At 72.2% G+C, this 24,467-nt stretch carries 25 protein-coding genes and 1 pseudogene; 17 read left to right on the forward strand and 9 right to left on the reverse strand.

Going from position 1 to position 24,467, the window contains the following annotated elements:
• Positions 1-51: 51 nt before the first annotated feature.
• Positions 52-1,660 (reverse strand): annotated as a pseudogene (locus ACIQBL_RS17990) (acyl-CoA carboxylase subunit beta).
• 424 nt (positions 1,661-2,084) lie between these two features.
• Here ACIQBL_RS17990 and ACIQBL_RS17995 point away from each other — a divergent pair.
• From ACIQBL_RS17995 to ACIQBL_RS18010, 4 genes are all read left to right on the forward strand, one after another.
• Positions 2,085-3,155: a hypothetical protein gene (locus tag ACIQBL_RS17995; protein WP_401942606.1), complete on the forward strand. Its 1,071-nt coding sequence runs from the start codon at positions 2,085-2,087 to the stop codon at positions 3,153-3,155.
• A gap of 252 nt (positions 3,156-3,407) precedes the next feature.
• Entirely contained in the window at positions 3,408-4,400 is a 993-nt protein-coding gene (gene dhaK / locus ACIQBL_RS18000; protein WP_401942609.1) for a dihydroxyacetone kinase subunit DhaK, read from the forward strand.
• Between the two features lie 46 nt (positions 4,401-4,446).
• Positions 4,447-5,055, forward strand: a complete 609-nt coding sequence (dhaL, locus tag ACIQBL_RS18005) for a dihydroxyacetone kinase subunit DhaL (RefSeq protein WP_401942612.1) — start codon at positions 4,447-4,449, stop codon at positions 5,053-5,055.
• On the forward strand, positions 5,048-5,467 hold the full coding sequence (locus ACIQBL_RS18010; RefSeq protein ID WP_401942615.1) for a PTS-dependent dihydroxyacetone kinase phosphotransferase subunit DhaM: 420 nt from the start codon (positions 5,048-5,050) through the stop codon (positions 5,465-5,467). Before dhaL ends, ACIQBL_RS18010 begins: the two co-directional genes overlap by 8 nt.
• A 358-nt stretch (positions 5,468-5,825) precedes the next feature.
• On the opposite strand, the gene ACIQBL_RS18015 is transcribed toward ACIQBL_RS18010, so the two are convergent.
• The gene (locus tag ACIQBL_RS18015; RefSeq protein ID WP_401942617.1) at positions 5,826-6,464 is read right to left on the reverse strand and encodes a TetR/AcrR family transcriptional regulator; all 639 of its coding nucleotides are present in this window, start codon (positions 6,462-6,464) and stop codon (positions 5,826-5,828) included.
• Between the two features lie 143 nt (positions 6,465-6,607).
• Here ACIQBL_RS18015 and ACIQBL_RS18020 point away from each other — a divergent pair, with 143 nt between their 5' ends.
• Positions 6,608-7,369 carry an SDR family NAD(P)-dependent oxidoreductase gene (locus ACIQBL_RS18020; protein WP_401942620.1) on the forward strand — a complete coding sequence of 254 codons (762 nt, stop codon included), beginning with the start codon at positions 6,608-6,610 and terminating at the stop codon, positions 7,367-7,369.
• 34 nt (positions 7,370-7,403) lie between these two features.
• Here the strand turns inward: ACIQBL_RS18020 and ACIQBL_RS18025 are convergent, their stop codons facing one another.
• Positions 7,404-8,147, reverse strand: coding sequence for a glycoside hydrolase family 75 protein (locus ACIQBL_RS18025; RefSeq protein WP_401942623.1), 744 nt, complete (start codon positions 8,145-8,147; stop codon positions 7,404-7,406).
• A gap of 541 nt (positions 8,148-8,688) precedes the next feature.
• Between ACIQBL_RS18025 and ACIQBL_RS18030 the strand changes: the two genes are divergently transcribed.
• The 4 genes from ACIQBL_RS18030 to ACIQBL_RS18045 all read left to right on the forward strand — a co-directional run bounded on the left by ACIQBL_RS18030 (position 8,689) and on the right by ACIQBL_RS18045 (position 10,943).
• Complete coding sequence (locus ACIQBL_RS18030) at positions 8,689-9,684, forward strand: fibronectin type III domain-containing protein (RefSeq protein WP_401942626.1); 996 nt, start codon at positions 8,689-8,691, stop codon at positions 9,682-9,684.
• A 115-nt stretch (positions 9,685-9,799) separates the two neighbouring features.
• Complete coding sequence (locus tag ACIQBL_RS18035) at positions 9,800-9,925, forward strand: hypothetical protein (protein WP_401942628.1); 126 nt, start codon at positions 9,800-9,802, stop codon at positions 9,923-9,925.
• Positions 9,926-10,040: 115 nt separating this feature from the next.
• Positions 10,041-10,217, forward strand: a complete 177-nt coding sequence (locus tag ACIQBL_RS18040) for a hypothetical protein (protein ID WP_401942631.1) — start codon at positions 10,041-10,043, stop codon at positions 10,215-10,217.
• 186 nt (positions 10,218-10,403) lie between these two features.
• Positions 10,404-10,943, forward strand: coding sequence for a hypothetical protein (locus tag ACIQBL_RS18045; protein WP_401942633.1), 540 nt, complete (start codon positions 10,404-10,406; stop codon positions 10,941-10,943).
• 89 nt (positions 10,944-11,032) lie between these two features.
• On the opposite strand, the gene ACIQBL_RS18050 is transcribed toward ACIQBL_RS18045, so the two are convergent.
• Together ACIQBL_RS18050 and ACIQBL_RS18055 are read right to left on the reverse strand one after the other, a co-directional pair.
• Entirely contained in the window at positions 11,033-11,569 is a 537-nt protein-coding gene (locus tag ACIQBL_RS18050) for a PadR family transcriptional regulator (protein WP_401942636.1), read from the reverse strand.
• 22 nt (positions 11,570-11,591) lie between these two features.
• Positions 11,592-13,607 (reverse strand): FAD-dependent oxidoreductase, encoded by a 2,016-nt coding sequence (locus ACIQBL_RS18055; RefSeq protein WP_401942639.1) that lies wholly within the window; start codon positions 13,605-13,607, stop codon positions 11,592-11,594.
• 196 nt (positions 13,608-13,803) lie between these two features.
• Between ACIQBL_RS18055 and ACIQBL_RS18060 the strand changes: the two genes are divergently transcribed.
• Positions 13,804-14,541, forward strand: coding sequence for a hypothetical protein (locus ACIQBL_RS18060; RefSeq protein WP_401942641.1), 738 nt, complete (start codon positions 13,804-13,806; stop codon positions 14,539-14,541).
• Here ACIQBL_RS18060 and ACIQBL_RS18065 read toward each other — a convergent pair.
• Entirely contained in the window at positions 14,531-15,325 is a 795-nt protein-coding gene (locus ACIQBL_RS18065) for a putative protein N(5)-glutamine methyltransferase (protein ID WP_401942643.1), read from the reverse strand. The genes ACIQBL_RS18060 and ACIQBL_RS18065 overlap by 11 nt on opposite strands.
• Before the next feature lie 285 nt (positions 15,326-15,610).
• Between ACIQBL_RS18065 and ACIQBL_RS18070 the strand changes: the two genes are divergently transcribed.
• On the forward strand, positions 15,611-16,015 hold the full coding sequence (locus tag ACIQBL_RS18070) for a MarR family winged helix-turn-helix transcriptional regulator (RefSeq protein ID WP_401944017.1): 405 nt from the start codon (positions 15,611-15,613) through the stop codon (positions 16,013-16,015).
• An 11-nt stretch (positions 16,016-16,026) separates the two neighbouring features.
• On the opposite strand, the gene ACIQBL_RS18075 is transcribed toward ACIQBL_RS18070, so the two are convergent.
• Together ACIQBL_RS18075 and ACIQBL_RS18080 are read right to left on the reverse strand one after the other, a co-directional pair.
• A complete protein-coding gene (locus tag ACIQBL_RS18075) occupies positions 16,027-16,749 on the reverse strand; it encodes a GNAT family N-acetyltransferase (RefSeq protein WP_401942646.1) in 723 nt (240 codons plus the stop codon).
• Positions 16,746-17,672, reverse strand: coding sequence for an NADP-dependent oxidoreductase (locus tag ACIQBL_RS18080; RefSeq protein ID WP_401942648.1), 927 nt, complete (start codon positions 17,670-17,672; stop codon positions 16,746-16,748). The genes ACIQBL_RS18075 and ACIQBL_RS18080 overlap by 4 nt, the downstream gene beginning before the upstream one ends.
• Positions 17,673-17,954: 282 nt before the next feature.
• On the opposite strand from ACIQBL_RS18080, the gene ACIQBL_RS18085 reads away from it, so the two are divergent.
• The 3 genes from ACIQBL_RS18085 (at position 17,955) to ACIQBL_RS18095 (ending at position 20,083) form a co-directional block, all read left to right on the forward strand.
• Positions 17,955-18,560, forward strand: coding sequence for a sulfite oxidase-like oxidoreductase (locus ACIQBL_RS18085; protein ID WP_401942650.1), 606 nt, complete (start codon positions 17,955-17,957; stop codon positions 18,558-18,560).
• Positions 18,553-19,308, forward strand: a complete 756-nt coding sequence (locus tag ACIQBL_RS18090) for a ferredoxin reductase (protein ID WP_401942652.1) — start codon at positions 18,553-18,555, stop codon at positions 19,306-19,308. Before ACIQBL_RS18085 ends, ACIQBL_RS18090 begins: the two co-directional genes overlap by 8 nt.
• Before the next feature lie 103 nt (positions 19,309-19,411).
• Positions 19,412-20,083 (forward strand): hypothetical protein, encoded by a 672-nt coding sequence (locus tag ACIQBL_RS18095; RefSeq protein WP_401942655.1) that lies wholly within the window; start codon positions 19,412-19,414, stop codon positions 20,081-20,083.
• A 195-nt stretch (positions 20,084-20,278) separates the two neighbouring features.
• Here the strand turns inward: ACIQBL_RS18095 and ACIQBL_RS18100 are convergent, their stop codons facing one another.
• Positions 20,279-21,637 carry an 8-oxoguanine deaminase gene (locus tag ACIQBL_RS18100; protein ID WP_401942658.1) on the reverse strand — a complete coding sequence of 453 codons (1,359 nt, stop codon included), beginning with the start codon at positions 21,635-21,637 and terminating at the stop codon, positions 20,279-20,281.
• A gap of 103 nt (positions 21,638-21,740) precedes the next feature.
• Between ACIQBL_RS18100 and ACIQBL_RS18105 the strand changes: the two genes are divergently transcribed.
• The 3 genes from ACIQBL_RS18105 (at position 21,741) to ACIQBL_RS18115 (ending at position 24,398) form a co-directional block, all read left to right on the forward strand.
• The gene (locus ACIQBL_RS18105; RefSeq protein WP_401942661.1) at positions 21,741-22,709 is read left to right on the forward strand and encodes an acetylxylan esterase; all 969 of its coding nucleotides are present in this window, start codon (positions 21,741-21,743) and stop codon (positions 22,707-22,709) included.
• 18 nt (positions 22,710-22,727) lie between these two features.
• The gene (locus ACIQBL_RS18110; RefSeq protein WP_401942663.1) at positions 22,728-23,132 is read left to right on the forward strand and encodes a nuclear transport factor 2 family protein; all 405 of its coding nucleotides are present in this window, start codon (positions 22,728-22,730) and stop codon (positions 23,130-23,132) included.
• Between the two features lie 99 nt (positions 23,133-23,231).
• Positions 23,232-24,398, forward strand: coding sequence for a serine hydrolase domain-containing protein (locus tag ACIQBL_RS18115; RefSeq protein ID WP_401942666.1), 1,167 nt, complete (start codon positions 23,232-23,234; stop codon positions 24,396-24,398).
• Positions 24,399-24,467 lie beyond the last annotated feature (69 nt).

A 24,467-nucleotide genomic window follows, 5' to 3' on the forward strand; every position in this document is an offset into this window, starting at 1 on the left:
GTCACAGGTGGTGTCCCCGTCCGGGGTGATGCGGTTACCGCTTCGCTTCACTCACAGCGGGATGTTGCCGTGCCGCCGCTCGGGGACGGCGGCACGTTTGGTGCGCAGCGTGTTCAGGGCCCGGGTGATGTGCGCCCGGGTGGCGCTCGGCGCGATGACCGCGTCGATGTAGCCGCGTGCGGCAGCCGCGTAAGGGGTGGCCCAGGCGGTCTCGTACTCCTCCACGAGCTTCGCCCTCAGGTCCGTCGCGGCCTGCTCGCCGACCGCGGCCGCCGCGGCGAGTTCACGGCGGTGCAGGACGGTGACCGCGCCCTCGGCGCCCATCACGGCGATCCTGGCGGTGGGCCAGGCGAGGTTGACGTCGGCGCCCAGGTGCTTGGAGCCCATGACGGCGTATCCGCCGCCGTAGGCCTTGCGGACCACGACGGTGACCTTGGGGACGGTGGCCTCGGCGTAGGCGTACAGCAGCTTGGCGCCGCGCCGGATGATCCCGGTCTGCTCCTGCTGCGTGCCCGAGAGGTAGCCGGGAACGTCGGCGAAGGTCAGCAGCGGGATGCCGAAGGCGTCGCAGAACCGCACGAACCGCGCGGCCTTCTCGGAGGCGTCGATGTCGAGCGCGCCGGCACTGTGCAGGGGCTGGTTGGCGACGACCCCGACGGAACGGCCCTCGACCCGGGCCAGGGCGCAGAGGATGTTGGGTGCGAACAGCTCGTGCACCTGAAGCAGTTCACCGTCGTCGACGATCGTGCGCAGGATCTCGCGCATGTCGTACGCGGTCTCGGGCCGGTCCGGGATGAGACCGTCCAGGCGCAGGTCGTCGGGGGTGGGGTCGAGGGTGCGCGGCGCGAAGGCGTACTCGGGCGGCCTGTCACGGTTGTTCGCCGGAAGGTAGCCGAGCAGGACGCGGACGATGTCCAGGGCGTCGTCCTCGTCCTCGGCGAGGAAGTGGGCGTTGCCGTTGCCGGAGTTGCTGGCGCGGGCGCCGCCCAGCTCCTCGGCCGTCGTACGCTCCCCGGTCACGGCCTCGATGACGTCCGGGCCGGTGACGAACATGTGCGAGGTCTTGTCGACCATGACGGTGAAGTCGGTGATGGCGGGCGAGTAGGCGGCGCCGCCCGCGCACGGGCCCATGATCACGGAGATCTGCGGGATGACACCCGAGGCCTCGACGTTGCGGCGGGCCAGTTCCGCGTAGAGGGCGAGCGAGACGACGCCTTCCTGGATGCGGGCACCACCGGAGTCGTTGAGGCCGATGATGGGGCACCCGGTCTTCAGGGCCAGGTCCATCGTGCTGACGACCTTCTCCCCGAACGCCTCGCCCATGCTGCCGCCGTGGACGGTGGCGTCCTGCGCGAAGAGGCACACCTGGCGCCCGCCGACGGTGCCCGAGCCGGTGACCACGCCCGTCGCCGTACGCCGCGTCATCGGTGCCGGTGCGGGCGCGTACCAACGCACCGGTCTCGACGAAGGACCCCCGATCCAGCAACTGGGCGACGCGTTCACGGGCCGTGAGCCGGCCGCGGGCGGCCTGCCGGGCGACGGCCGACGCGGAGCCGCCCGCCAGGGCCCGCCGCTGTCGGACGGCGAGGTCCGCGAGACGTGCCGCGGTTGTACGCGCGACGGGCACGGGCGATCCCAGGGTTTCCGCGGTCGAGGTCACAGCCACCTCCTTCGGGGGTTGCGAGCATGGCAGCTCCGCGCGGTGCGGTCCTCCTTTCCGCCGCCAATGTGAGGTTGTTGAGTGGTCCGGGGGGCCGCGTTCATCGGCGGACTACAAATGGACCGTGGTCTCTCGGTCCCGCCGCGGTCCCGACGGCGGGTCTGCGACCACTCGGCGCGGCACGACCTTTCCGGGAAACGCCCGACTCCCCCTGGATCCGCACCCGGACAGCACCGGCGAAGGCGGTATCCACGTGGACCTGTCACGCATAACCTGTCGGGGTCCGTAGCATCTCAGTGCCGCGCGACGCCACGACGGTGACCGCCCGAAGGCACTGCGGCCATGGGCAAGGGGCCGCTTCGTACCCAGGCAGCGGCCGAGCGAGTTGTCACCGCACCATCTCCCCCTCCGAAAGGCGTCCGACGTGTCCCTGTTAGTTGCCCGCCGCCGTCTCGGGCGTGTCCTGCGCTGCCTGGTGGCAGCCGCCCTGAGCGCCGCCACCGTGGTGGTGGCCGCGGCGTCCGCGCACGCCGTCTCGATCACCCTCGTCCTCACCGCCGGCGGCGGGTCGCTGTGCGGGTTCAGCTCCCCCAACGGTCAGCACCTCGTGTTGGTCCGTCGCCCCACCCCCACCATGGGCGCCGAGTGCCAGTGGTTGCTGAAACCGGTGGGAGACAACTACTACCTGTACAACACCGGCCTCGATGAATACCTCACCCTGCTCGGCAACCCCGGCAGCGGCGTCGGCTTCACTCTCAAACCACAGCTCTCCGGTGCGTCCGCGGTCAACCTGCAGCAGTTCAACTTCAGCAGCCAGACCGGCAACGGCGGCGTGGCGATACGCCCGACCACCAACCTCGATCTCAACATCAACATGAGCGGCTACGACTCCACCGGGGGCAAAGGTCTCATGCTCACCACGTGGGACCAGGATCGGCGGTCCATGAGCTGGCAGTTCACCATGATGGACCCGGTCGCGACGGCACCCACGGCCACATATACCCCCGCACCGTTCACCGTCGGGTGGCGCGGGCTGCTGGTGGACCAGTCCGCACGGCCGATCGCCGGCTCTCCCCGCCCCGACATGGCCCTGTGCGCCGACACGGATGACAGCAACGTGCAGCTGCAACTGCTCAGTTCGACCCTCAACCCGTACTGCATGTGGCAGCAGGGCAGGCCGGACGGAGCCCCGTCGAACGTGACCTACCTGTACAACCCCGCCACCGGCAAGGTTCTCGACATCAACAGCAGCGGCCCGCTGAACGACCCCACCCCCGTCAATCTGCAGCCGTTCTACACCAACCCGCTCCAGACCTACGAGTGGTGGAACCCGACAACCACCGACCTCGGCTACACGGCGTTCCGCCCTTCCGGCAACTACGACCTCAACCTCAACGGCTACACCGCCGCGCCCGTGCAGCCCGCCGCGGTCACCTCCTGGAGCACCGGCCTCACCCAGGCCCAGATGAGCTGGACTTTCATCCCCGTCCCCTAGTTCTGACGACCTTCGTGCTTCGTCGGCGAAGTGGCACCGAGTCGCCACGCACCACCTCTCTCGCAGCCCGTCAAGCGTCCGAGCCCGTGACCTTCACCGCTGCAAGGTCGATACTTTCCACAAGGGCACTCCCACCGCCGGAGCCCGCTTCGGACCGCCGACGACCGCCAGGATCGACAACCGACGAAACCTGCTCTGACCAGCAAAGACACAGGTCAGGTGCCCACCTAGTAGTCTCACCAGGAGGTACCCATGAAGATGTTGATCAACGTCGCGGAGACCGTCGTCACGGATGCGCTGCGAGGCATGGCGGCCGCCCACCCCGAGTTGACCGTGGACGTCGAGAACCGGGTGATCGTACGGCGGGACGCCCCCGTGGCCGGGCAGGTGGCGCTGATTTCCGGTGGGGGGTCCGGGCACGAGCCGTTGCACGGCGGGTTCGTGGGACCGGGGATGCTGTCGGCGGCCTGTCCCGGTGAGGTGTTCACGTCGCCGGTGCCCGATCAGATGGTGCGGGCGGCGGCTGCCGTGGACAGCGGGGCCGGGGTGCTGTTCATCGTGAAGAACTACACGGGGGACGTGCTCAACTTCGACATGGCGGCCGAGCTGGCCGAGGACGAGGGCATCCAGACCGCCAAGGTGCTGGTCAACGACGACGTGGCCGTCACCGACAGCCTCTACACCGCGGGGCGGCGCGGCACGGGTGCGACGCTCTTCGTGGAGAAGATCGCCGGTGCCGCCGCTGCGGAGGGACAGCCGCTGGACCGGGTGGCGGCCCTCGCCCGGCAGGTCAACGAGAACTCGCGCAGCTTCGGCGTCGCGCTCAGCGCCTGCACCACCCCGGCCAAGGGCAGCCCGACCTTCGATCTGCCGCCGGGCGAGCTGGAGTTGGGCGTCGGTATCCACGGCGAGCCCGGCCGGGAGCGGCGGGCGATGATGACCTCCGGCGAGATCGCCGACTTCGCCGTCCACGCGATCCTGGAGGACATGACCCCGAGCGACCCGGTCCTGGTCCTGGTGAACGGCATGGGCGCCACCCCGCTCCTGGAGCTGTACGGCTTCAACGCCGAGGTGCACCGGGTGCTCACCGAGCGCGGGGTCGCCGTCGCCCGCACACTGGTCGGCAACTACGTCACGTCCCTCGACATGGCGGGTGCCTCGGTCACCCTGTGCCAGATCGACGAGGAGTTGCTGCGGCTGTGGGACGCGCCGGTGCGGACGCCGGGACTGCGCTGGGGCATGTGACACGGCGGCACGTCCGGCCAACTCACCCACCACGCAAGGAGATCCAGTGCTCGACGCCGACTTCTTCCGCCGTTGGATGACGGCGACCGCCGCCTCCGTCGCCCGCGAGGCGGGACGACTCACCGACCTCGACTCACCCATCGGCGACGCCGACCACGGCGCGAACCTGCAACGCGGGTTCACCGCCGTTTCGGCCATCCTGGAGAAGGAGGCGCCGGACACCCCGGGCGCCGTCCTCACCCTCGCCGGACGGACGCTCATCTCGACGGTCGGCGGCGCGTCGGGTCCGCTCTACGGCACGCTGCTGCGCCGTACCGGCAAGGCGCTCGGGGACGCCGCCGAGGTGAGCGAGGAGGATTTCACCGAAGCGCTGCGCACCGGAGTCGACGCGGTCATGACCCTCGGCGGTGCCGTACCCGGCGACAAGACCATGATCGACGCTCTGGTCCCGGCGGTCGACGCGCTCCCGGACGGCTTCGCGGCGGCACGGGCCGCCGCCGAGGAAGGTGCCGTGGCCACCACGCCCCTGCAGGCCCGCAAGGGCCGGGCGAGCTATCTCGGAGAGCGGAGCATCGGGCACCAGGACCCCGGGGCCACCTCGTCGTCGCTGCTGATCGCCGCCCTCCAGGAAACCGCGGAGGCCACCGGTGAGTGACGTCAGTGTCGACAAGCTCGTGGGGATCGTGCTGGTGTCGCACAGCGCCGAAGTCGCCGCCTCGGTGGCCGAGTTGGCGCGGGGCCTCGCGGGCGGCGGGGCGGCGGTGCCGCTCGCGCCGGCCGGCGGTACCGAGGGCGGCGGGCTCGGTACCAGTTCCGAACTCATCGCCGCCGCCGCGGCGTCCGTCGACCGCGGCGCCGGAGTCGCCGTCCTCACCGATCTCGGCAGCGCCGTCCTCACCGTGAAGGCCCTGCTCGCCGAGGGCGACGAACTCCCGGCCGGCACCCGCCTGGTGGACGCCCCGTTCGTCGAGGGCGCGGTGGCCGCGGTCGTCACGGCGTCGACCGGAGCGGACCTGGACGCGGTGGAGGCGGCGGCTGCGGAGGCGTACAGCTATCGGAAGGTGTGAGGCACCCGCCGGTCTGGCGGGCGGTGTGACGCGGAGCGCGTGGCGGAAAGCGGACGGTCCAGGCGGGCGCGGTAGGCCGGTCGCCACCGGCGAAGCAGACCCGCTGAGCCCACCCGGCGGAGAGCGGACAGCGCAGGCAGACGCCGTAGACCGGTCGCAACCGGCGAAGCAGACCCCCTGAGCCCACCCGGCCGACCGCACCCGGTGCGCACACCCGGCCAACCGCACCCCGGTGTGGCCCGCCGTCGGAGCGCGCCCGGCGGGTCACACCGGACGACATGGGCCCACGTAGCAGCCCCGCGTGTCCCCGCCCGACCCGCGATCCGCCCCTCGCCCGCCCCGAGACACCACCCCTCCCCTACGACACCCCTTCCGCCGCGATCGCCAGCGCCGAACGCAGCGTCTCCGCCACCTCGGCGTCCCCCGTCACCCTGTCCGTGTCCGTCTCGACCTCGCGCCAGGCGAACCGTTCGACCGCCGCGCGCAGCGCCGCGTTGAGCATCGCGGCCTGGATCGTGGGGCGCAGGCCGCCTGCGGGCAGGCCGGCGCGGTCGGCGAGGGCGCGGGCGAACGCCGGTTCCGCCTCGGCGTAGGTCTGGAGCCAGATGGCGCGCAGGCCCGGTTCGGTGCGGGTGAGGCGTACCAGGGCGCTGCCGGTGGCGCCCTCGGGGCCGGTGACGGCGAGGAGGCCGGTCGCGAGGCCGGGGTCGAAGAGTTCTTCGAGGGGACGGCCGGGAGGCCACTCCCGCAGCCGGGCGGCGATCACGTCGATACCGGCCGAGAACAGCGGCCGTACGCAGCTCTCCTTGCTCGGGAAGTAGCGCCACACGGTGCGTGCGGAGACGCCGACCGTCTGGCCGATCTGCTCGCCGGTGGTCGCCGCCACGCCCTGGGTGACGAACAGCCGCACCGCGGCCCGGGCAATCTCCAGCCGGATCTCGGCCTTGCGCGCCTCGGTGAGAGGCGGTCGTCCCGTGCGCCCGCTGGGTGCGGTCATCAGTTCCCCTCCGGCTGCGGTCGTGACCTCCCGGGATTGTGCACCATGACCCCGCCGCCACTTTATGTCACTCGACGACATTAAGTCGTATGGTGAGGGGACAACGGGGCGCGGAGCCCCCGCACGACGAACAGGAGCACCTCATGGCCAGTGGATTCGACGGACGCGGCGTCATCGTCACCGGAGCCGGTTCGGGCATCGGGCGTGCCGCCGCGCTGGCCTTCGCCGCCGAGGGCGCCAAGGTCGTGGTGGCCGACCTCAACGCCGACGGCGCCGAGGCGGTCGTCAAGGAGATCGCGCAGGCGGGCGGCACCGCCGTCGCCGTCACGGGCGACCTGAGCGAGCAGGCGGTCGTCGACGAGGTGACCGCGACCGCCGTGGAGCGGTTCGGCGGGGTGGACGTGCTGGTGAACAACGCGGGGATCATGGACCGCATGTCGGCACTGGCGGACGTGGACGACGCGGAGTGGGAGCGGGTCATCCGGGTCAATCTGACCGCGCCCTTCCTGCTCACCCGGGCCGTGCTGCCGCACATGCTGGCGGCGGGCAAGGGCGTGATCGTGAACACCGCCTCCGAGGCGGGCTTCCGCGGCAGCGCGGCGGGTGCCGCGTACACGGCGTCCAAGCACGGGATCGTGGGCCTGACCAAGTCCCTCGCCGTGATGTACCGCAAGCAGGGCATCCGCGCGAACGCCGTCGCCCCGGGCGGCACGGCGACCGGCATCAGCGTGGACGCCGACGGGGCCGCCCTCGGTCCTGCGGCGCTCGGCCCGCACTTCGTCAACGTGGGCCGCCTGGCCCAGCCCGAGGAGCAGGCCGCCGCGATCCTGTTCCTCGCCTCGGACGCGGCGAGCAACATCAACGGCGCGATCCTGCCCGTCGACGACGGCTGGTCGGCGGTCTGACGATCCCCTGCCGTAGGGCTCGACGGGCCGCGCCCTACGGCCCCGGCCGCTCGCCCGCGCCGCCCACGCCCGCGTCCGCGCCCCGCACGAACAGCCGCGCCAACCGCTGCCCCGTCTCCACGGCCGCCGCGTGGTCCTCGATCGGCTTCACCCGCGCGTCCTTGAACACGATGTAGGTGACTCCGGTGTCCGTTCCACCGCCCCGCGGATCGGCACGGATACCGAGACCTTTGGCCGTCGCGTACGACGCCTCGCCGATGATGTCGTGCGGCCCGACGTCTCCTACGACGGCGTACTGCACCCGGTCCCCGTAGATCACGGCGGCGACCGAACCGCCGCCGATGCGGTGGTCCCGGTGGTTCCAGAGGGCGCTCGCGGCGGGGACCACGATGTAGGGGAGCTGCTCGGCGTTCAGATAGCGGCCGTCGGACTGCTGGTACGCCGTCATGGACGAGAAGAGCGGGTCGGTGCGCCCGTTGCAGCGGGCGCCGGCCTGACCGTCGCAGTCGATGTCCATGTCGGCCTTCCAGAAGACGGCCTCCTTCGTGCCGCAGACCGGGATCGTCGCGGGCTCCCCGTCGTCGCTGCGGTACCGGCCGTGCGAGACGGGGGCGCAGTCACGCACCTTGGCCAGCAGGTCGGCGGCGGCGACGTCGCCCTCGCGCAGCGCCACCGGTCCCGCCTGAGGCCGGGCGAAGGCCACGGGTGCGGCGGGAAGCGTGGTCGGGGCGAGCAGGGCGGCGCCGGCCGCGGCCAGCGTCAGCGTCTGGACACGCACGATAGGGGACCCTCTCCTGGGGGATCTGACGGACACTCAGCCCACCCTGGTACCGGTCCGCTCACGCGGCCACTGATAGGGGGCCGGACGGTGCACACCCGGAACTCCCGGCGGGAGCCGATGCCCTGAACCCGTGTCACCGGCGAGGGACGCCGAGCCCCCGTCACCCGTGACGGGAACCCGAGCCACTGAACCGTGGAATTCCCGGGAGAGGCCACGACTCCGAGCCCATGTCACTCCGGACGGATGCCGCGCCCGTGAACCCGCGTCACTCCCGACGGGGACCGGGGGCCCGAGCCCGTGTCGGCTCCGGCCGCCCGGCCGCCCGCGCCGGCGCGGGATCAGCGACGACAGCGGTCCGCGCCACCGGCATGAACTACCCACTACCAGGGGCGAGTTCAGCCGTGAGAACACCAGCATACGTAACCCTCCCGGCCGGTCGGCAACGGCGCCCTCTTGATGTGGTCGCACCACCCGGGCCATATTGGTCCGGACCTTTTCTGCGAGTGTGGTGCCCACGTAGTGCCGGGGAGGCAGCAACGTGCGACGCGTCCGTGCCTCCCGCGCCCTCCCCCGCACCGCCCTGGTGTGCGCCGTACTCCTGCCGCTCGCCTCCTGCGGCACCGGCGAAGCGGACGACGGCCTCGCCCCCGGCGCCCCGGCCGGAGTCACGGCAGCGGCGGGAAGCGCGACCAGCGTGCACGTCATGTGGGACGCGGTGACGGCGAACCCGGGCATCGGCACCTACGAGATATATCGGGGCACCACGAAAGTGAAGGAAGTACCGGGTTCCGAGCACATGGTGGATGTCACCAGGCTCCGGCCCGCCACCGTGTACGTCTTCACCGTGCGGGCCCGGGACACCGACGGCCGCCTGGGACCGCTCAGCCGGGAGGTCCGCGCGCGGACGCCGGTCGCCGTCGCGGCCGACCACTCGGCACCCACCCGTCCGCGCGCACCACAGGGCAGGGCCATCGGCAGCCGCGCGGTCCAGTTGTCCTGGGGAGCCTCGACGGACGACCGGGGTGTGGTGTCGTACGACATCTATCAGGGCGAGGCCAAGATCCACAGTGTGGGCGGGGCCCAGACGGCGACCGTGGTCACGGGGCTGCGGCCCGGTACGCGCTACTCCTTCACCGTGCGGGCCCGTGACGCCGCCGACAACCTCTCGCCGGCGAGCAGGGCCGTCCCGCTGACCACCGCGCCGGGCAGTGACGACGGGCGGGGCAACGCCCCCACGGACTTCCGCGCGGCCACGCACCGGGGCGACGGCGGGGCGTACTACATCGACCTGTCCTGGGTGCCGCCGCGCACGGACGGCGTGGTCACGGAGTACCAGATCCACCTCGACGGACAGCCGGCCACCTCGCTGGTCTGGGGCGGGACCGCGCCCCGCGACCGGGCGACGTACAGCTTCTACGCGGGCGGGAAGGCCGGGGTCAGCCACCGGGTGCGGCTCAGGGCGCGGTTGCCGGACGGTACGTGGGGCGGTTTCTCGGCGGAGCGGACGGTGACGACGGGCGCCGCCGAGCCATAGCCGTTGCCTAGGATGAATCTCATGAGCCATGGGAGTTCCCATGGATCGCCGGGGCCCGCCACACCCACTACGCCACTGGGCCTCTCCCTCCTGCGGACGTTTCTCGCCGTGCGCCGTGCTGTGCACCCGGGTGCTGCCCGCCCTGGCACCGCTGACCGAGGAAGGCGTACGGCTGCTGGTCGGCCCGGGGCTGACGGACGACTTGCTCGGCGGGCCGCGGGCGGCCGTTTCGACCTGGTGATCGCCCGCCGCCACTGGCGGCACGTCTTCGGTACCCGGCTCGGCGGGCGGGCCGCGATCACGGTGCCCGATCCGCGCGGGGTGCCGGCGGCGGCCTGGACGGTGCCGGGATCACCGTGCTCCCCCGCTGTCTGTGCCTGGACGAGCCGGCGTCCGGGGCGCCGGCGCCGCTGCCGGTGCCCGAGGACCCGCCGATCAGCACCTCGTATCCCACCCGGCGCCCCGGCGCGTCGGACAACCCGCACGTCACGCTCGTACGGGAGCGGCTGCTCCGGGCGGCGCCCACCTGGTGAGTGCGTCCGCGACCCTGACGGTGTCTCAGCCCTGAGCCGGACGAAGGAATCCGTCACCTGCCCGGTCGCCGTCCGCATGCGGGACGGGCCGGGGGCGCGTTGGCTTCCTTGGAGGCAGCACGGCCGTTTCCCTATCCCGGCGGCGCAAGGGATGTTCCGCCAACCGTGCCGCCGGAGGGCAGTCCCATGCGCACTTCTCAGCTACTACTCCGCTCCGGCCTGACCGTGACAGCCGCCGTCGCTCTTCCGCTCGCCCTGACCGCCGGATCCGCCGGCGCGGCTTCGGGGATCTCCGTGAGCACGACCGGGTCCACGGTCTCGGTCACCACCAGCGCGTGCTCCCAGAACCGGACCACCGGCGTCTGGGGCACCGGTTCCCTGCTCACCAGCAGCCAGGGGAGCTTCGCCGAGGGCCGCAAGGCGACCCTGGCGGGCACGACCGTCAGCCAGTCCACCGCCTGGACCAACGTCACTCCGGGCACGTACACCGTCATCGTCATGTGCCAGAGCTCCAGCACACCCGCGGGCACCCAGTCCGTGATCGTGTCCACGACCACGACCCCCACCGTCACGGCCTCCCCCTCGCGTGGCGTCATGGGTGGTCTCGGCGGGTCCACCAAGGACTACGGCCCCCTCACCCTGGCGGCGGGCGGCGGCCTGGTGGGAGTCGGCGTCATCGCGACGGCCTGGTTCCTGCGCAGGCGCGCCAAGCCGTACCGCCTCTGACCGTCCGCCTCCGACCGTCCCCGTCCAGGAGGGGCCGCCCGACCACCGGCGGCCCCTCCCCCATGTCCCACGGCCACCCGGCGAATGCCCTACGGCAACTCGGCGAACTCCTCGATCGCGTGCGTGAGCCACTGCGTCCAGAAGGTCTCCAGGTCGATGCCCGCACGCAGCACGAGATGCCGCAGCCGGTCCTGGGGGCTGTCCCGGCCGGGCGGGAAGTCGCGCTTCTCGATCTCCTCGTACTCGGCCAACTGCCGCTGGTGCAGGGCGAGATGGTGGCGCAGGTCGGCTTCGATGCCGTCCGTGCCGACCACGGCCGCCGCGCGCAGCCGCAGCAGCATGGTGTCGCGCAGCGGCTTGGGGGCCTGGGAGGACGCGGTCCAGCGGGCCAGTTCGGCGCGGCCTGCCGGCAGGACCTCGTAACTCTTCTTCCGGCCGCGCGCCGGCTGCTCGGACGCGAGGGCCCTGATCTGGCCCTCGGCCTCCAGTTTTCCCAGCTCGCGATAGATCTGCTGGTGCGTCGCCGACCAGAAGTAACCGATCGACCGGTCGAAGCGACGGGTCAGTTCGAGACCCGAGGACGGCTTCTCCAGTAGGGCGGTGAGGATCGCGTGCGGGAGTGACATGGGGTCATCCTAGGGACGGCCCTCAGAGGGCTGCCGCGACCTCGGTGCCCTGCTTGATGGCACGCTTGGCGTCGAGTTCGGCGGCCACGTCGGCGCCGCCGATGAGGTGCACGCGGCGTCCGGCGGCGGCCAACTCGTCGTACAGGTCGCGGCGCGGGTCCTGGCCGGTGCACAGGACGACCGTGTCGACCTCCAGGACGGTGGAGCGGCCGTCTACGGTGACGTGCAGTCCGGCGTCGTCGATCAGGTCGTACTGGACGCCCGGGACCATGGTGACGCCCCGGTGCTTGAGTTCGGTGCGGTGGATCCAGCCGGTGGTCTTGCCGAGGCCGGCGCCGACCTTGGTCGCCTTGCGCTGGAGGAGGTGGACGCTGCGCGGCGGGGCGGGCCGCTCGGGTGCGGCGAGGCCGCCGGGGGCCGCGTAGTCCATGTCGACGCCCCAGGCGCGGAAGTACGTCGCCGGGTCCTCGCTCGCCTTGTCGCCGCCGTCCGTGAGGAACTCGGCGACGTCGAAGCCGATGCCGCCCGCGCCGAGGATCGCGACGCGGTCGCCGACGGGGACGCGGTCGCGCAGGACGTCGAGGTAGCCGACGACGCTGGGGTGGTCGACGCCCGGGATGTCGGGGGTGCGCGGGGTGACGCCGGTGGCGACGACCACCTCGTCGTAGTCGCCCACGTCACCTGCGTTCACAGGTGTGTTGAGGCGTACGTCCACGCCGTGCTCTTGAAGCCGCGTGCGGAAGTAGCGCAGCGTCTCGTCGAACTCCTGCTTGCCGGGGACCTGTCGGGCGACGTTGAGCTGTCCGCCGATCTCGCTCGCGGCGTCGTAGAGCGTGACCTGGTGGCCGCGTTCGGCGGCCGAGACCGCGCAGGCCATACCTGCCGGACCCGCACCCACCACCGCGACGCGTTTGCGCAACCCCGTGGGGGCGAGGACGAGTTCGGTCTCGTGGCACGCGCGGGGGTTGACCAGGCAGGAGGTGATCCTGCCGCTGAAGGTGTGGTCGAGGCAGGCCTGGTTGCAGCCGATGCAGGTGTTGATGGCATCGGAGCGGCCGGCCGCGGCCTTGGCCACGAAGTCCGGGTCGGCGAGCATCGGGCGGGCCATCGAGATCATGTCGGCGTACCCGTCGGCGAGCAACTGCTCAGCCAGCTCAGGGGTGTTGATGCGGTTGGTGGTGACCAGCGGAATCGAGACGGCGCCCATCAGTTTCTTGGTCACCCAGGTGTACGCCCCGCGCGGCACCGAGGTCGCGATGGTCGGGATGCGTGCCTCGTGCCAGCCGATGCCGGTGTTGATGATGGTCGCCCCGGCGGCCTCAACCGCCTTGGCCAGCATGATGACTTCGTCGAGCGTGGAGCCGCCCGGCACGAGGTCGAGCATCGACAGCCGGTAGACGATGATGAAGTCCTCGCCGACCGCCTCGCGCACCCGGCGCACGATCTCGACGGGGAAGCGCATGCGGTTCTCGTAGGAGCCGCCCCAGCGGTCGTCGCGGTGGTTGGTCTGCGCGGCGACGAACTCGTTGATGAGGTAACCCTCGGAACCCATGATCTCGACACCGTCGTAGCCGGCCTGCCGGGCGAGGCGGGCCGCGCGGGCGTAGTCCTCGACGGTCTGCTCGACCTCGGCGTCGGTGAGCGCGCGGGGCGGGAAGGGGCTGATCGGCGCCTGGACGGCGCTCGGCGCGACGAGGTCCCGGTGGTAGGCGTAGCGGCCGAAGTGCAGGATCTGCATCGCGATCCTGCCGCCCTCGCGGTGTACGGCGGCGGTGATCTCGGTGTGCTGCGCGGCCTCGGCGTCGGTGGTCAGCTTGGCGCCGCTCTCGTGGGGCCGGCCGGCCTCGTTGGGCGCGATGCCGCCGGTGACGATCAGGCCGACTCCGCCCCGCGCGCGTGCCGCGTAGAACTCCGCCATGCGCGCGAAACCGCGCTCGGCCTCCTCCAGGCCCACGTGCATCGAGCCCATGAGGACACGGTTGGGCAGCGTGGTGAAGCCCAGGTCGAGCGGGTTCAGCAAGTGCGGGTAACGGCTCATGGGGCCCTCCGTGCGCGGTGTCGTGCCTCTGTTGTAGAGGACGGGGACGTGTTTGTGCAACTAGTTGCACAATCGCCGATGAGAGCGCGGGCCCGGGATTCACAGGGAGCCATTACCGGTTCTTTATCGGCCGCCACGGAGAATCACAGGCAGGCGTGCCGGCGGGATGCCGGGCGCGGGGCCCAGGGAGCGAGCCGTGACGCACGATCCTGAACACGAAGCCGGCGACAACGCCGCGATACCGCCGATGCCCGACCACGCACCCGGAACGGAAGTGCTCACGGGACCCGGCGGCACGGAGCACGACCACGGTCTCGACCGGCTGTGGCGGCAGCGGTCGCGGCGGGCCCGGGCGGTGATCGCCGCGGCCACCGTGGCCGTGCTGGCGCTCGGCGGAACCGTCGCCTACGCGGCGACGTCGGGGCGTTCGGGCGGCGAGGCAATGCCCGCCGCCGCGGGAACGCCGTCCGGATCGCCCTCGCCCGGCGGGCCCGGCTTCCGGCACGGGGGCGGGATGTGGTTCGGCTTCGGGGTCGGCGGCAAGGCCGTGCACGGCGAGGCGACGGTCAAGGACGACTCCACCGGCACGTGGGTCGTACGGATCTGGCAGCGCGGAACGGTCACGAAGGTGGCCGGCGACCAGGTCACCGTCAAGAGCGACGACGGGACCTCGTGGACCTGGACCGTGGGCTCCGACGCCACGACGAAGGGTTCCGGTGCCCTCAAGAAGGGCGACACGGCCTCCCTGATCGGCACCCGCTCCGACAACGGCACCCGGACGGCCGACCGGGCGTTCACCGGCACCTTCGACCGCAGGAACCCGGGCGACCGGCCGAGCGGGTTCCCGGGCGGCGGCCACGGCCCCTGGGGGCGGCACGGCGACCGCGGCCCGAACGCCTCACCCAGCCCCTCCGGCAGCGGCGCTACGACCTGACCGGCGCCGCCGTCCTGACACCGATCACGACGTTCGCGTACGACTCCTCGGAGGCGGCCGACCGCGTCTCCAGCCCGGCGCGCGTGAACTCCTCGACCGCTGACGGGAGTTGACGTTCGCTCGTCTCGACGAACAGGCAGCCGCCGGGGGCTAGCCAGTCGGGCGCGCCGGCGGCGACCGCGCGGAGTATGTCGAGGCCGTCGGTGCCGCCGTCGAGGGCGACCAGCGGTTCGTGCTCGCGGGCCTCCGCGGGCAGCAGACCGACCTCGCCGGTGGGGACGTAGGGCACATTGGCCGCGAGGATGTCGACACGGCCGCGCACCGCGTCGGGCAGCGCGGCGAACAGGTCGCCCGTGTGCACGTGCCCGCCGAAGGCGGCGACATTGCGGCGGGCGCAGCGGGTGGCGGCGGGGTCGATGTCGGCGGCGTGCAGTTCGACCCCGTCGAGGGCGGCGGCCAGGGCCGCGCCGACCGCGCCGGAACCGCAGCACAGGTCCACGACGACGGACGCGTCCGGGGCGTGCGCGAGGGCCTGCTCGACGAGGAACTCGGTACGGCGGCGCGGCACGAAGACGCCGGGTTCCACGGTGACGCGCAGGCCGCGGAACTCGGCCCAGCCGACGACGTGTTCGAGGGGCAGGCCCGCGACCCGGCGGTCCACCATGGCGGCGAGTTCATCCGGGGTGCGGGCGGCGGTGAGGATCAGTCGCGCCTCGTCCTCGGCGAAGACACAGCCCGCGGCACGGAGCGCGGCGACGACGGAGGCGGGGGAAAGAGAGGGCATGAAAGCCGAGAGCCTTTCGGGAGGTAGCCGAAGGGTGCTCTCGCGGTCACCTACTACCGGTGATCCGAGCTGTCCTGAGGTGAGAGCACCCGGCCTGACACAGCGGTAATGGGTCTCACCTCCAGGGAGTTCAGGGCCGGGAACGTCCGCGACCGAAGGGCCACAGTACCCGAACCCCACGGCCCGCGAAGAGCCGGCCTCCTCCCTGAGTTGTACTGTGCAACCAGGACAACGAGGGAGGTTGCGGTGCGGGCGGACCAGGCCGTGGAGACCATCCAGCGCGAGATGACGGCCTTCGCCCGCCGCGCCCGCGCCTCGGCGGGCCGCCTGCACCCCGAGCTGTCGCTGGTGTCGTACACCCTGCTCGGGCACCTGGAGGAGCGCGACGGCTGCCGGGCCACCGACCTGGCCGCGCACTACGCCCTCGACAAGTCCACGGTCAGCCGCCAGGTCGCCGCCCTGGAGCGCGCCGACCTCATCGAGCGCCGCCTCGATCCCGAGGACCACCGCGTCCAGGTACTGCACCTCACCGCCGCCGGCCGGCGGATCCTCGCCCAGGTCACGGAGAACCGCCAGGCCGCCTTCCGGGAGCGGCTGGCGGACTGGCCCGAGGAGGACCTGACCCGCTTCGCCGGCTATCTGGAGCGCTACAACGCCTGGTCGGGCGGGGACCCCGCCGAGGAGGGCTGAGGGGTCCGGTCCTACGACACCCCGACGGACCGTGTCTGGGTCAGGTGCTCCGGGGCCCGTGCCGCGAGGAACGCGGTGTCGAGGCGCAGCCGGAAGCCCAGGGACTCGTACAGCCGTATCGCGTTGGTGTTGCCGGCTCCGGTGTGCAGGAACGGGGTCTCGCCGCGTTCGCGGATGCCGTGGGCGACGGCCAGGACCAGACGGCCGGCGAGGCCCTCGCCGCGGGCGGAGGGGTCGGTGCAGACGGCGCTGATCTCGGTCCAGCCGGGCGGGTGGAGCCGCTCGCCGGCCATGGCGACGAGGGCGCCGTTTCGGCGGATGCCCAGGTAGGTGCCGAGTTCGACGGTGCGGGGCAGGAAGGGGCCGGGCTGCGTCCTTTCCACCAGGTCGAGCATCTCGGGGACGTCGGCCGGGCCGAGGCGGACCGCCTCCGGGTCAGGTGCGGCGGCCAGCCCGTCGTCGACCATCTGGACGCCGTCGATGTGGAAGGTGATCTCCCAGTCGTCCGGCACCCGGTCCCGGAAGCCGAGGAGCGGGATCTCGGCACCCGGTCCGGAGAGCGCGGCGACGTCCGCCCAGTCGTCGGCGTCGGGCTCGTCGGGCAGGGCCAGCCACGGGGTCACGTCGACCGGGTAGCGCAGGATACGGCCGCGCCGCTCGGCGAAGTGGGCGTGCGGGCCGGTGAGGGCGGCGCGGGCCGGGTTGTCGAGAACGTGCTCGTCCACGGCGCTCATGTGGCGACCTCGATCACGATCTTGCCGCGGGCGTGGCCGTCCTCGACGGTGCGCAGGGCGTCACCGGCCTTGTCGAGCGGGAAGGTCTGGGTCACGTGCGGGTCCAGTCGGCCGCTCACCACGAGCCGCGCGACCTCGTCGAGGACGGCGGCGGTGCGGGCGCGCTCGACTCGGGCGCCGCCGAGTTTCTCGACCAGGGGGGCGGGGGCTCCGGCGGTGACGAGTTCGGCGCGGTCGGTGAGGAGGGTGGCGACCTCGGTGAGGACTTCGCCGCCGACCAGGTCGTAGACGCCGTCGATGCCGTCCGGGGCGGCGGCCCGTACCCGTGCGGCCAGGTCCGGTCCGGAGGGGACGTGGACCGCGCCCAGCGACTCCACGAAGTCCTTCTTGCCCTCGCTCGCCACGCCCACGGCGCGCAGTCCGAGGGCGCGGGCGATCTGCAGGGCCGCGGAGCCGACCCCGCCGCCCGCGCCGGTGACCAGCACGGTCGCGCCGGACGGCAGGCCGAGCTGGCGGACGCCGTCGTACGCGGTCGCGGCGGCGACGGGCAGGGTGGCCGCGTCGAGGAAGGACAGCTCGGCGGGCTTGTGCGCGGTGACCGCGGCGTGCAGCAGGGCGTACTCGGCGTATCCGCCGGCCACGGCGCTGCCGAACACCTCGTCGCCGACGGCGAGTCCGTCCACTCCTGCGCCGATCTCCTCCACGACCCCGGAGACCTCGTTGCCGAAGACCCTGGGGAAGGGGCGCGAGTCGGTCTCGCCGGCCCGTCGGTAGCCGTTGCGCTGCTTCCAGTCGACGGGGTTCACCCCGGCGGCGCGCACCGCGACGAGGACTTCACCGGGGCCGGGGCCTGGCCGGTCCACCTCGACGAGCGCCTCGGTCTCGGGTCCCCCGCAGCGCGTGAAGACGTACGCCTTCGGCATCTGGTCCCTCACTCTCCTTCGCAGTCACCGGATCACCGGTGGTGATCCGGTGATCACCACACCAGCACTACCACGGGCTGTCCGCAGTCAAGCCGCACTGAAGACCAAGGTCGGCCACCGGGCGGCTATTCCCCCGGGCGCGCAGAGTTCATACGGCCGCAATGATCGGCGGTCACCCTCGGACCTGGGCATACCTCGTGGACGCGTACCGTTGGAACCAGAAACCACTGATCACGCTCGCCCGGCGGACCCGCGCCGCAGCGGCCTGGAGGCTCCACCCGTATGCACGTCACCCGAGGCTTCACCGGACGCCCCCGTGTCCCCGACGCCGGACTGCCGCCCGGCCAGTACGACGCGGGCGACGACTGGCCCGTCCTGTCCGCCGAGGTCACCCCCGACCTGGCACCGGCCGACTGGACCTTCCGCGTCGACGGACTGGTGGCCGAGCCGCGCACCTGGAACTGGACGCAGGCCCACGAACTGCCGACATCGGCCTACGAGGGTGACATCCACTGTGTGACGAGTTGGTCGAAGTTCGGGGTGCGGTTCGGGGGCGTATCACTGGACGCGTTCTTCAATGTGGTCCGACCCCATGTGTCCGCCACACATGTGGTCGCCTATTCGCACACCGGGTACACCACGAACCTCCCGCTCGCCGACCTGACCGACGGACGTGCCTGGATCGCGTGGGAGTACGACGGCAGGCCGCTGCCCGCCGAGCACGGCGGCCCCGCGCGGCTGCTGGTGCCGCACCTGTACTTCTGGAAGAGCGCCAAGTGGATCGCGGGCCTGCGTCTCCTCGACCACGACGAGCCGGGCTTCTGGGAGCAGAACGGCTATCACGCCCGGGGCAACCCCTGGGAGGAACAGCGGTACTCCGGTGACTGAGACCTTCGCGCCCACCACCAGGTTCGCGGTGCCGGGACGCATCGCCGTGAGCAACCGGGCCGCCGCCGTGTGGCAGACCGCCACGCTCACCGAGATCCGCCGGGAGACCCCGCACGCCGCGACGTTCCGCTTCGCCGTGCCCGGCTGGGCCGGACATCTGGCGGGCCAGCACCTGATGCTGCGGCTGCGGGCCGAGGACGGCTATGTGGCGCAGCGCCACTATTCGATCGCCTCGCACCCGGACGACGCCGGCCATGTGGAGCTGACCCTGGACCATGTCGAGGGCGGTGAGGTGTCCGGCTGGTTCCACACGGTGGCCGAGCCCGGTGACGAGGTCGAGGTGCGCGGCCCGCTGAGCGGCTTCTTCGCCTGGCCCGGCGACCGGCCCGCGCTGCTGCTGGGCGCCGGCTCCGGGGTCGTACCGCTGATGTCGATGATCCGGCAGCACCGGGCGCGGCGGCTGTCCGTACCGCTGCGGCTGGTGGTGTCGGCGCGCAGCCCCGAGGAGTTGATCTACGCGCGGGAGTACGGCGCGGAGACCACGGCCGTGTTCACGCGCGGCGCGCCGGCGGGTGTGCCGGTGGGCCGCATGGCCGCCGCACATGTGGCGCCGCTCCTGGCCGAGCAGCCTGCGGGTGGGTGGGAGGCCTATGTGTGCGGCTCCAACGGGTTCGCCGAGCATGCCTCACGGCTGCTGGTGGAGGCCGGCCAGCCGGTGGACCGCATCCGCATCGAGCGCTTCGGCTGAGGTTCGTGCGGGGTCGCGACCGGGACCGGTGGTGAATCCCCCGGGTTCCGGTTGAGGGAAGTACCTCGGAGGGGGTACGACTTCTGTGTGGACGCTCGCATGCGTGCGCGGCGCCGAGACAGTGGCGGACCGGCCCCACCCGGGGCTTCCGGTCTTCCGGTTCCTCGGCTCCGGTGACGGCGAGGAGGTCGGTATGCGGACCCGGGCACGGAGTCGACGCCGGCACAACCCGCTGCGGCGCCGGTCGGACGTCGTGGAGATGTGGACGGCACTGGCCGTCACCGTCCTCCTGTTCGTCGGCGCACCCCTGGCCGGCGCCGCCGCGGGCCTGTGGGCCCACGCCCAGGCCCGCACGATCACCGCGACCCAGCGCGCCGACCGCCATCGCGTCCACGCCCAGGTCGTCGGAAACCCGCCCGCCGGACTCCCCGCGGTGGAGGACGCCCGTCGGCGCTCCGTGTGGGTGACGGTGCGCTGGACGCAGCCGGGCGACGGGCCGCGTACGGCCACGGCCGCGGTCCCGGCGGGTACGGCACGGGGTGACGTGGTGGACGTCTGGCTCGACGCGAAGGGGCACACCGTGCCCCCTCCGGCGGGTGAAGTGGCCGTCTGGCAGCACACGTTGACGGTCGGCGTGTGGGTCGCGGGCGGCGTGGTCGGCCTAGCCCTCCTCGCGTCCGCGGTGACCCGGCGGGTGGCGCTGCGCCACCGGTTGGCCGAGTGGGAACGGGACTGGGCACTGACGGAACCGGAGTGGACCCGGCGGCGGGCGTGACGCGGGAGCCACGACCGGCGCCGGAACTCATCGTCGCACCCGGATGCCCCCATGCCCGGCCCGCACAAGGGAGTTGAGCGCCCCATACCCTGGCGCACCCGGTACCGGACACCTGCATCCGCCACCGGGCACGTCCCATAACCGACCCTCCCCCGTCACACCCCCACCGCGAACGCCGCACAGCCCCCCTGGCCGTCACACCCCTCGCTGCATCCGCCGGGCAATCCGCCCATGGTCCCGCAGCACATCCCCCAACGCCGCCAGCACCGGCTCGCCACGCTCGACAAGGACCCGCCCGCCGACGACCGTCGTCCACGCCCGCGCGGGCCCGCACCGCAGCCACGCCTCGACGGGATCGCTGAGCGCCCCGGCCAGCGCGACCTCGTGCAGGTCCCAGACGACCAGGTCGGCACACGCGCCCGGGCGCAGGTGGCCCAGTTCGTCGGCACGGCCCAGGCAGCGGGCCGAGCCCCGGGTCGCGATGTCGAGGGCGTCCCGCGCGGTCATCGCACCGGGGCCTCCCCGGTAACGGCCGAGCAGCAACGCGCCCCGGGTCTCCATCCAGAGCGAGGCGTGGTCGGTGGAGGCGGAGCCGTCGCAGCCGATGCCGACGGGCAGGCCGAGTTCGCGCATCTCCTTCACCCGGGCCGTGCCGCCCCCGATGAGCATGTTGGAGCTGGGGCAGTGCGCCACGCCGACGCCCGCGGCGGCGAGCCGGCGCAGTTCGTCGTCGTTGGGGTAAATGCAGTGCGCGACCCAGGTGCGGTCGCTCATCCAGCCGGTGTCCTCGAAGTACTCGACGGGCCGGCAGCCGTAGGTCTCCAGGCAGTAGGTGTCCTCGTCGCGGTCCTCGGCGAGGTGGGTGTGCAGCCGTACGTCGTACCGCTCGGCGAGTTCCGCGGTCGCCGTCATCACGTCCTTGGTGACCGAGAACGGCGAGCAGGGTGCGAGCGCCACCCGGATCAGCGCGCCCGGTTCCGGGTCGTGGTGGGCCTTGATCAGCCGCTCGCTGTCGGCGAGCACCTCGTCGGTGCTCTGGGTGACGCTCCTCGGCGGCAGCCCCCCGTCCTCGACGGAGCGGGTCATCGAACCGCGCGTCGCGTGGAAGCGGAAGCCGATGTCGCGGGCGGCACGGATCTCGGCGTCGACCAGGTAGGGGCGTGGATGCACATAGAGGTGGTCGGAGGATGTGGTGCAGCCACCCATGAGGAGTTCCGCCATACCGACGTACGCGGACACGTACGCGGCCTCCTCGTCGAGGCTCGCCCACAGCGGGTAGAGCGTGGTCAGCCAGTCGAAGAGGGTGCCGTTGACGGCGGGGGCGTAGGAGCGGGTGAGGTTCTGGTAGATGTGGTGATGTGTGTTGATCAGGCCGGGGGTGACGAGCCGCCCGGCTGCGGAGAGGGTCCTCCGCGCCTCGGGCTCGGCCCCTCCCGCGCCGACGGCGGTGACCCGACCACCCGTGACGGCGACCCAGCCGCCCGGGATCTCCCGCCCGCCGTCCACGACGAGCAGTTCGGCGTCCTTGACCAGCAGATCCACGGCAGACGACATGCCGACATGGTAGGCGCGAGGTGCCGCACGAGCCTGGCGAGTGCTCCGATGTCACACGTACGGTGTGATCATCCGCACTCACACGTCGCAAAGGCGGTCACCGATGGCCCTGTTCGACCTTCCGCTCGACGAACTCCGCGAGTACCGCAGCGCGTCCACCGAGCCCGAGGACTTCGACGCCTTCTGGTCCAAGACCCTCCAGGAGACCCGCGAGCACGATCTGGCCGCCCGCTTCGAACCGGTCGACACGGGACTGTCCACGGTGCGGGTCTACGACGTGACGTTCGCAGGATTCGGCGGTCACTCGGTGAAGGGCTGGCTGCGGCTGCCTGCCGACGCGGCCCAACCGCTGCCACTGGTCGTGGAGTTCGTCGGTTACGGCGGCGGGCGGGGTCTCCCGCACGAGAACCTGCTGTGGGCGTCGACGGGCCGCGCGCACTTCATGATGGACACACGCGGTCAGGGCAGCGCGTGGGGCGGCGGCGGTGGCACCCCGGACCCGGTGGGCGGCGCGCCCGCGTACCCCGGCTTCATGACCCGGGGCATCGACGCCCCCGAGAACTACTACTACCGCCGGGTGTTCACGGACGGCGTGCGGGCCGTCGAGGCGGCCCGTTCGCACCCGCTGGTCGATCCCGCGCGCACGGTGGCGGTCGGCGCGAGCCAGGGCGGCGGCATCACCCTCGCCGTGGGCGGGCTGGTCGGCGACCTGGCCGGGATCGCGCCGGACGTGCCGTTCCTGTGCGACTACCCGCGCGCCGCGACCCTCACGGACCGCCACCCGTACCGCGAGATCGGCAGCTACCTCAAGACCCACCGCGGTCGCACCGAGGACGCCCTGCGCACGCTCTCGTACTTCGACGGCGTCCACTTCGCGTCCCGGGGCCGCGCGCCCGCCCTCTTCTCGACGGCCCTGGAGGACCAGACCTGCCCGCCCTCCACGGTGTTCGCCGCGTTCAACGCCTGGGCGCACGAGGACAAGAAGATCGAGGTGTACGACTTCAACGACCATGAGGGCGGCGGCCCTTACCAGGAGGCGGTCAAGCTGGACTGGCTGCGGGCGTACGTCTGAGAGGCGCCCCTCATGGACATGGCCACCGGTGAAGCCGCCGAGCGGTTCGTGCGCGTCTGGGCGCGGGCCTGGGCCGAGCGCGATGTGGACGCGCTGCTGGAGTTGTACGCCGAGGACCGCGTCCACCGCTCGATGCCGTTCCGCGAACCGCACCGGGGGCGGGCCGAGTTGGCCGCGTATCTGCGGTGGTCGTTCGCGGCGGAGCGGGTGAGCGACGTGCGGTTCTCGGCGCCGGTCGTCGGCCAACAAGGCGTCGCCGTCGCGGAGTTCAGCGTGCGGTCGGTCGAGGACGGCGAACCGATGACACTCGCCGGCTGTGTCTTCGCGCGCTTCGACGGCGCCGGACCGGCCGTGGAGACCCGCGACTACTGGCACATGGAACCGGGCCACCGGGAGCCCTCGGGCACGCTGTTCCTCAATTGAACATACGACACCTTCCACCCAGTCCGACCAGTCGGTATGTTCAGGAGGGTCCGGGTCGCAGCGTCGCGTCCCGGACCCACGGCGGACCACGGAGGCACCATGTCCGAGCACCAGCCAGCCATCGACGGCCACTGCGACCCCCGCTTCACGGCGGTGCGCACGGCGTTCGAGGAGAACTTCCGGGACCGCGACGAGCTGGGCGCCGCGGTGACCGTCACGGTGGACGGCGAGACCGTGGTCGACCTGTGGGGCGGCTGGGCCGACGCGGCCCGGACCCGCCCCTGGGAACGGGACACGCTGGTCAATGTCTGGTCCACCACGAAGGGCCCCGTGGCCCTGTGCGCCCACATCCTCGCCGACCGGGGCCTGCTCGACCTCGACGCCCCGGTGGCCGCGTACTGGCCGGAGTTCGCCGCCGCCGGCAAGGAGAACGTTCTCGTACGACACCTGCTGTCGCACCGCGCCGGGCTGGCCGGTCTGCGCGAGCCGCACTCCCTCGCGCAGCTCTACGACTGGGAGTTGACCACCCGGCGGCTCGCGGCGATGGAGCCGTGGTGGGAGCCGGGGACGCGGTCCGGGTACCACGCGCTCACCTACGGCTTCCTGGTCGGCGAAGTCGTGCGCCGGGTCTCGGGGTTGCTCCCGGGGGCGTTCCTGGAGCGGGAGGTCACCGGCCCGCTCGGCATCGACTTCACCGTCGGGCTGCCGGAGAAGGAGGCCGACCGGGCAGCCGAGTTGGTGCATCCGCCCGCCGCGTCGACCAGTGAACAGGCCGCGATCTTCAGCCAGTTGGCGCCGGCGGCCATCGCCGCGCTGACCAACCCGATCGCGGGCGCGGCCGAGGCCAACACCCCGGAGTGGCGCGCCGCGGAGATCCCGGCCGCGAACGGCCACGGCACGGCTCGCGCGATCGCCGCGCTCTACGGCGTGTTCGCCGGACGCGGGTCCTACGACGGCCACCGGTTCCTCTCCCCCGAGGCGGCCGAGCGGGTGCGCGAGGGGCAGGGCAGCTGCCGGGACCTCGTACTCGGCGCGGGCTTCGCGCACGAGACGGAGGTCGCTCTCGGCCTGTGGCTCAGCGGCGCGAACGGATCGTACGGTCCCGACCCGAGGGCTTTCGGACACGACGGCTTCGGCGGCTCCTGCGGTCTGGCCGACCCGGACGCGGGTGTGTCGCTGGGCTATGTGATGAACCGGATGGGGCCCCATATCGCCGACGACCCACGGAAGATGGCGCTCATCGACGCCCTGTACGGCGCACTGTGACGGGTGATCACCACGGGCCGATTTCGGCCTGACTGCCCTGCCGCCCTTCCCTGGCGGTTTAGACCAATG

Origin of the sequence: Streptomyces sp. NPDC088350 (genome assembly GCF_044753545.1) — a bacterium.
GTDB lineage: Bacteria > Actinomycetota > Actinomycetes > Streptomycetales > Streptomycetaceae > Streptomyces.